Annotated in this window: 5 protein-coding genes; all 5 read left to right on the top strand. The window is 71.2% G+C overall.

Annotated elements, in window-relative coordinates:
• The coding region (locus L1785_RS19985) for an InlB B-repeat-containing protein (RefSeq protein ID WP_236091062.1) at positions 1–952 on the top strand (952 nt) is incomplete at its 5' end.
• Positions 953–1,359: 407 nt separating this feature from the next.
• Positions 1,360–2,289: a cold-shock protein gene (locus L1785_RS23305; protein WP_308113389.1), complete on the top strand. Its 930-nt coding sequence runs from the start codon at positions 1,360–1,362 to the stop codon at positions 2,287–2,289.
• A gap of 271 nt (positions 2,290–2,560) precedes the next feature.
• Positions 2,561–4,423 carry a molecular chaperone DnaK gene (dnaK, locus tag L1785_RS19970; RefSeq protein WP_236091061.1) on the top strand — a complete coding sequence of 621 codons (1,863 nt, stop codon included), beginning with the start codon at positions 2,561–2,563 and terminating at the stop codon, positions 4,421–4,423.
• Positions 4,420–5,073 (top strand): nucleotide exchange factor GrpE, encoded by a 654-nt coding sequence (grpE, locus tag L1785_RS19965; RefSeq protein ID WP_236091060.1) that lies wholly within the window; start codon positions 4,420–4,422, stop codon positions 5,071–5,073. Before dnaK ends, grpE begins: the two co-directional genes overlap by 4 nt.
• Before the next feature lie 82 nt (positions 5,074–5,155).
• Entirely contained in the window at positions 5,156–6,148 is a 993-nt protein-coding gene (locus L1785_RS19960) for a DnaJ C-terminal domain-containing protein (protein ID WP_308113388.1), read from the top strand.
• Positions 6,149–6,201: the final 53 nt, after the last annotated feature.

Below are 6,201 nucleotides of genomic sequence, written 5' to 3'. Positions count from 1 at the left end.
GGTCACCACCGTGCCGGTCAACCCGACGGTCACCCAGGCCGCCTGCCCGGCCGGAGAGCTGATTGCTCCGACCCTCACGCTGCCGCCCGACGGCAACGGCATCACCTACACCGTCAGCCCGGCCGGTCCGTACACCGCGGGCCAGACGGTCACGGTCACCGCGACGCTGTCCGCCGGCTTCGCCTGGGGCACCCTGCCCGCAGGCTGGGTCGAGGTCTCCCCGACGGTCGCGACGTTCTCGGTCACGTTCGACGACGTCGAGTGCAAGGAGGTCGTCCCCGTCAACCCGACCGTCACCCAGGCCGCCTGCCCGGCCGGGGAGCTGATCGCCCCGACCCTGACGCTGCCGGCCAACACCGAGGCCATCACCTACACCGTCGCTCCCGCGGGCCCCTACACCGCGGGCCAGACGGTCACGGTCACCGCGACGCTGAGTGCTGGCTTCGCCTGGGGCACCCTGCCCGCAGGCTGGGTCGAGGTCTCCCCGACGGTCGCGACGTTCTCGGTCACGTTCGACAACGTGGTCTGCATCGTGGTCTCGCCGCAGTCACCGGTCCTGAAGCCGTCGGTGTGCCCGCCGGGTGCGACGGTGCCGACACCGTCGGTCCTGACCGTGGGCACCACCACCGGCATCACCTACACGGCCGGCCCGGCCGGCCCGTACAGCGCCGGGCAGACGGTGACGATCACCGCCACCCTCCAGGCCGGCTTCGCCTGGGGCACCCTGCCCACGGGCTGGACCCAGGTCTCGGCGACAGTCGCAACGTTCAAGGTCACCTTCGGCCCTGACGCCGTCTGCCCCAAGCCCGCACAGCCGGCGCCACCGGCAGCCCCGATCCTCCCGGTCACGGGAGCCGACGGGACCGGCGTACTCATCGGCCTGTCGACGCTGAGCCTGCTCACAGGCCTGGTCATGGCCGCGTGGGGGCACCGGCGCCGCCAGCTCCGCTGATCTCATCCAGCTGACCAGGCTCAGCTGCACACAGGAGGGGCCGACCGGACACCGGTCGGCCCCTCCCGCGCGCCCGCCTCGGGCGGCCTCGGCCGTGTAGGTTCTCGCGGAACGTGTCGGTGGCCGGCGCCCGTGACCAGCGGGTTCGCATCAGCGTGTCGCCAGCGGATTCTCACCATGGTGTCGGAATCCTCAGCGTCGCGGCTGGTCCTCGAACGGTGGGTCGGTCTCGTTGTTCCCGGTTTTCGCACCTCCTGACCGTGCAGCCGGCCAGGCCGAGCGGATGCCGGTCGCTCCGCCGACGTCGAGCGTGCGCGAGGTACGCCGGAAACGGCTGGGCCCACCCGTCTACGGTTCTGTCGGGGACAATGGGCGACGGCAATGTCTGCCGAGACTAGGAGTCCTAGGTGCCCCAGGGAACTGTCCGATGGTTCGACGCCGACCGAGGGTTCGGCTTCATCGACCTCGGGAACGAGGCCGAGGACCTGTTCGTCCATGCGTCCGAGATCGTCGGCGACGACGGACCGAGGCTTCTCCGCGAGGGGCAGGTCGTCGAGTTCGAGGTGGGCGAGGGTGACCGTGGCCCGCAGGCGCGCCGCGTCCGTGTCACGGGCGACCGGGCCGCCGACGCGCCCGTGGGCGTGCTCGGCACCGTCACCTGGTACGAGCCGGCCAAGGGATACGGCTTTGTCACGCCCGACGGCGGTCGCGTCGAAATCTTCGTGCACAGCTCGGCCATCGTCGGGGGCGGTGTGATCTCGGAGGGGCAGCGGGTGGCGTTTCTCGTCGTCGACGGGGAGAAGGGGCCGCAGGCGGACCACCTGCTACCGCTCGGGGCGGAGGCTGCACGGCCGGCATCCGACGGCGCGGACGGCACGGTGTCCTGGTACGACGACATCAAGGGCTTCGGGTTCGTCGCTCCCGACTCGGGTGGCGAGGACGTCTTCGTCCACGTCAGTGCGCTCGGCTCGGGGTTGACCGAGCTCTCCGAGGGTGCACGCGTGACGTATGACGTCGTCGACGGCGACAAGGGGCCGAATGCCCGCAACGTGCAGCTCGTGCACGGCTCCGGGAGTGCGCGCGCGGCCACGGACCGCGGTCGGTCGAGCCGTCCCGCGGCATCCGGCGGGCCCGTGCGCGGAGGTGAGGGCACCGTCGCGCGCTACGACGCGGAGCGCGGCTTCGGCTTCATCACCCCCGATGCCGGGGGCGCGGACCTGTTCGTGCACGTGTCGGTCGTGCGGGGCGCCGAGGTCCTGGAGGAGGGTGATCGGGTCCGCTTCAAGGTGCGTCAGAGTGACCGGGGACCGCAGGCCGACAGTGTCGAACTGGTGTGAGCCAGCTCGGTGAGCAGTTCGCCTCTGACCTGCGCTCCTGGGTGCTGCCGCTCGCGCGGCACGGCACCCGGTACACACGGCGGATCCAAGGGCGGTGCGGCCTGCTGACGGTGATCTCGGGATCCGGCGTCCAGGGCACCTCTCGAACGCCAGTGCCTTCCGTGACGTTGAGTCGAGTGGACTCAACTTTGACGCGTCGGGCTTGCATTGCCTGACGCCGCGACCTAAGTTGAGCGGAGAAGACTCAACCTGTCGTACGGAGGCAGTAACCATGGCACGAGCAGTCGGCATCGACCTCGGCACCACGAACTCTGTGGTCGCCGTCCTGGAGGGCGGCGAGCCCACCGTCATCGCCAACGCGGAGGGCTCGCGGACCACCCCGTCCGTGGTCGCGTTCTCCCGGACCGGCGAGGTCCTGGTGGGCGAGGTCGCCAAGCGCCAGGCCGTCACCAACGTCGACCGCACGATCTCCTCGGTGAAGCGCCACATGGGCACCGACTGGTCGCACGAGATCGACGGCAAGAACTACACCGCGCAGGAGATCTCGGCGCGCATCCTCGGCAAGCTCAAGCGTGACGCCGAGGAGTACCTGGGCGAGCCGGTGACCGACGCGGTCGTCACCGTCCCGGCGTACTTCAACGACGCCGAGCGCCAGGCCACGAAGGACGCGGGCCAGATCGCCGGCCTGAACGTGCTGCGCATCGTCAACGAGCCCACGGCCGCTGCTCTCGCGTACGGCCTGGACAAGGGCAAGGAGGACGAGCTCATCCTGGTCTTCGACCTGGGTGGTGGCACGTTCGACGTCTCGCTCCTCGAGGTGGGCAAGGACGAGGACGACTTCTCGACGATCCAGGTGCGCGCCACCTCGGGCGACAACCGCCTCGGCGGCGACGACTGGGACAACCGTGTCGTCGAGTACCTGATCAAGCAGGTGAAGAACGCCTCGGGCGTCGACCTGTCGAAGGACAAGATCGCGCTGCAGCGCCTGCGCGAGGCTTCGGAGCAGGCCAAGAAGGAGCTCTCGTCGGCGACGAGCACGACGATCTCGATGCAGTACCTGTCGATGAGCGAGAACGGCCCGATCCACCTGGACGAGAAGCTCACGCGCGCCCAGTTCCAGCAGATGACGCAGGACCTGCTCGACCGCACGAAGGGGCCGTTCCACGCCGTGATCCGTGACGCGGGCATCTCGGTGTCGGACATCGACCACGTGGTGCTCGTCGGCGGCTCGACCCGCATGCCGGCCGTCACGGAGGTCGTGCGCGAGCTGACCGGCGGCAAGGAGCCCAACAAGGGCGTCAACCCGGACGAGGTCGTCGCCGTGGGCGCCACCCTCCAGGCCGGCGTCATCAAGGGCGACCGCAAGGACGTCCTGCTCATCGACGTGACCCCGCTGTCCCTCGGCATCGAGACCAAGGGCGGCGTGATGACCAAGCTCATCGAGCGCAACACGGCCATCCCGACGAAGCGCAGCGAGATCTTCTCCACGGCCGAGGACAACCAGCCGTCGGTGGCGATCCAGGTGTTCCAGGGCGAGCGCGAGTTCACCCGCGACAACAAGCCGCTGGGCGTGTTCGAGCTGACCGGTATCGCGCCGGCCCCGCGTGGCGTGCCGCAGATCGAGGTCACGTTCGACATCGACGCGAACGGCATCGTGCACGTGTCCGCGAAGGACCGCGGCACGGGCAAGGAGCAGCGGATGACGATCACCGGCGGCTCGGCCCTCCCCAAGGAGGACATCGACCGCATGATCAAGGACGCCGAGGCCCACGCCGCGGAGGACAAGGCGCGGCGCGAGGAGGCGGAGACCCGCAACCAGGCGGAGGCCTTCGCGTACTCGATGGAGAAGCAGATCGCGGACAACCGCGACAAGCTCCCGGCCGAGGTGGTCTCCGAGGTCGAGGCCGACATCGCCGGCGTGAAGTCCGCGCTGGAGGGTGACGACGCCGCTGCCGTGAAGACCGCGTACGAGAAGCTCGGCGCGTCCTCGCAGAAGATCGGCCAGGCGCTGTACGCCGCGGCCGACGCCCCGACCGACGGCGCGCAGAGCGGCACGCACGCCCACGCGCAGTCCGCGGCCGACGAGGACGTCGTCGACGCCGAGATCCTGGACGACGAGGACGACCGCAAGTGACCGAGAACGACCCGCAGGGCACCCCCGAGCCGGAGGGCTCGGGGGAGCGCCCCTTCCACTTCACGGACAAGCGCAAGGTGAACCCGGAGACGGGAGCACCGTCGGGGGCCGGTGAGCAGTCCGGCGAGCCGACGTCGGCCGACGGCGGGACGCCTCGTGAAGGTGCCGACCCGCTCGAGGCGCTCGACTTCGAGCCGTCGGGCGAGGCCGGTGAGGACGCGGTGCTGCTGGCCGCCAAGGCCGAGGCGGCCGAGCACCTCGACGCCCTCCAGCGCGAGCGGGCCAACTTCGTCAACTACCGCAACCGCGCCCTGCGCGACCAGGAGGCCGCGCGGGCGCGGGGCATCCAGGACGTGCTGGCGGCGCTGCTGCCCGTGCTCGACGACATCGAGCGGGCACGGCAGCACGCCGAGCTGAGCGGCCCCATGGCGGCCATCGCGGAGAAGCTGGACCAGTCCCTCGTCAAGTTCGGCGTGGAGCGGTTCGGCCAGGTGGGCGAGGAGTTCGACCCGATGGTCCACGACGCGCTGATGCACTCGACCGACGCGCAGGCCACGTCCACGAAGGTGAACCTCGTCGTGGAGCCGGGCTACCGCATCGGTGAGAAGGTCGTCCGCGCCGCCCGGGTCGGAGTGGTCGGGCCGGAATGACGGCGGCCGGCGGTCGCCCCGTGAGGCATCCTCGGGGGGCGGCCGCCGGCGACCGGCTCAGGGCAGAGCGGAGGGAGGCGTCGTGACCGGACAGGACTGGATGGAGAAGGACTTCTACGCGGTGCTCGGCGTCCCCAAGGACGCCGACGACGCGGCGATCAAGAAGGCCTACCGCAAGCTCGCTCGCCAGTACCACCCGGACCACAACCAGGGTGACGCGGCAGCGGAGGCGAGGTTCAAGACGATCGGCGAGGCGTACGCCGTGCTGTCCGACGCGGAGCAGCGTCAGCAGTACGACGCGGTGCGCGCGATGGCCGGCGGCGCGCGCTTCTCGGCCGGCCCGGGCGGCGGCGCCAACGGCTTCGAGGACATCTTCGGCACCATGTTCGGCGGCGGCGCGCCGGGCGGCCCCCGCGTGCGCTACTCGCAGGGCGGCGCCGGCGGCGGCTTCGAGGACATCCTCGGCGCGATGTTCGGCGGCGCCCGGGGCGGCCCTCAGGCCGGGGGCGCCCAGTACGCCGCGCCCCAGAAGGGTGCCGACGTCACGGCGGAGACCACGCTCCCGTTCCGGACGGCCGTGGAGGGCGCCACCGTCGAGCTCGTGGTCGACGGCCGCAAGGTCGCGACCCGGATCCCGGCGGGCGTCAACGACGGCCGCCGCCTGCGGATCCCCGGCAAGGGACAGCCCGGCACGGGGGGCGGCCCGGCGGGCGACCTCGTGGTCACCGTCCACGTGGCGCCGCACCCGGTGTTCCAGCTCGACGGGACCAACCTTCGGGTGACGGTCCCCGTGACGTTCGCCGAGGCCACCCTCGGCACGACGATCGAGGTGCCGACGCTCGAGGGCGAGCCGGTCCGGGTCAAGGTGCCGGCGGGGACGCCGTCGGGCCGGGTGCTGCGTGTCCGTGGCCGAGGCGTCCAGACCGCTCGCGGCGCCGGTGACCTGCTCGTGACCGCGCAGGTCGCGGTGCCGCAGAACCTGAGCAAGAAGGCCCGGGAAGCGCTCGACGCGTTCGCGGCCGAGGTCGATACGGAGGACGTGCGCGCGGACCTGGCGAAGCGCGCCCTCGAGTGATGCGTCCGACCGGCGGGGCACCCCGAAGGTGTCCCGGCCGGTCGGATAGCCTT

The sequence above is a fragment of the Antribacter soli genome (assembly GCF_021568775.1).
In the GTDB taxonomy this organism is placed as follows: Bacteria; Actinomycetota; Actinomycetes; order Actinomycetales; family Cellulomonadaceae; genus Antribacter; species Antribacter soli.
The sequence above is the reverse complement of the archived record's forward strand: the minus strand, read 5'-3'. Positions and strand labels throughout refer to the sequence as shown.